Below are 937 nucleotides of genomic sequence, written 5' to 3'. Positions count from 1 at the left end.
TCTCATGATGGAGGCCCGTTTTCATTAGTTCAAGCCATCATCGCGACGTTTCGGATTCTCTGATCCTTCCTCAGGCGAGCTCGAACTGTATCTGACTGGAATTCTTCACATCAGTCACTTAAAGCACCCATTAGTAGAGGGGCATGGTCCCCATCACACCCAATCACCACTCTCAGCACTTTTTGGTGCGTCATTAATTAGTTTAGCACATTTATCTATTTTGATTTTGGAATTTTTTGCATATTTCTGCATGAAAAATTGCATCTTTCTGCATGAAAAATTATAAGCAGCCTAAATAGTGAGCACTTTGGGGACCATTTTGGTCACCATGGGACGTCTCCTGACAAAGTCCCAAAGTGCAGAGACGTGGCACTGGCTGAGTTAGGGGCTCAAAAAATTCCATAGCTTAGACAAAGTCCAAAACTAGGTTGTGCACTGGCACACACTTCAACTGCCCGCTTTAGGATTTGCCCAGACATGTCCCATGGCTTCCAAAACGATCCCCAAGGCCCACAGAGCTTAAAAATTGTTTGAAATTATTGCAAAAAATTCCCAAATTAGGGCTAGAAGCTCTAGGGCTGTTCCTCCTAGGTGTGTGTGCTCCACTAATGTTAGGTTTAGGGTGTGGTGGGGTTCCACCACTCAAAAAACGAATCTCAACATCTGTTTGGATGGAGAACATATCTTTTAAGCCCTCTAGAAATTCTGAAAACTATTTCTGTGGCTCTCTACATCATCTACTCTCATGATGGAGGCCCGTTTTCATCAGTTCAAGCCATCTTCGCGACGTTTCGGATTCTCTGATCCTTCTTCAGGCGAGCTCGAACTGTATCTGACTGGAATTCTTCACATCAGTCACCTAAAGCACCCATTAGTAGAGGGGCATGGTCCCCATCACACCCAATCACCACTCTCAGCACTGTTTGGTGCGTCATTA

General features: G+C 44.7%; 1 protein-coding gene. It reads left to right on the top strand.

What is annotated here, in order from left to right:
- Positions 1-745 precede the first annotated feature (745 nt).
- The coding region (locus C8054_RS32970) for a hypothetical protein (protein WP_233220269.1) at positions 746-937 on the top strand (192 nt) is incomplete at its 3' end.

The organism is Micromonospora sp. RP3T (genome assembly GCF_003027925.1).
Taxonomy (GTDB): domain Bacteria; phylum Actinomycetota; class Actinomycetes; order Mycobacteriales; family Micromonosporaceae; genus Micromonospora.
This window is presented reverse-complemented; position numbering and strand designations above follow the sequence as displayed.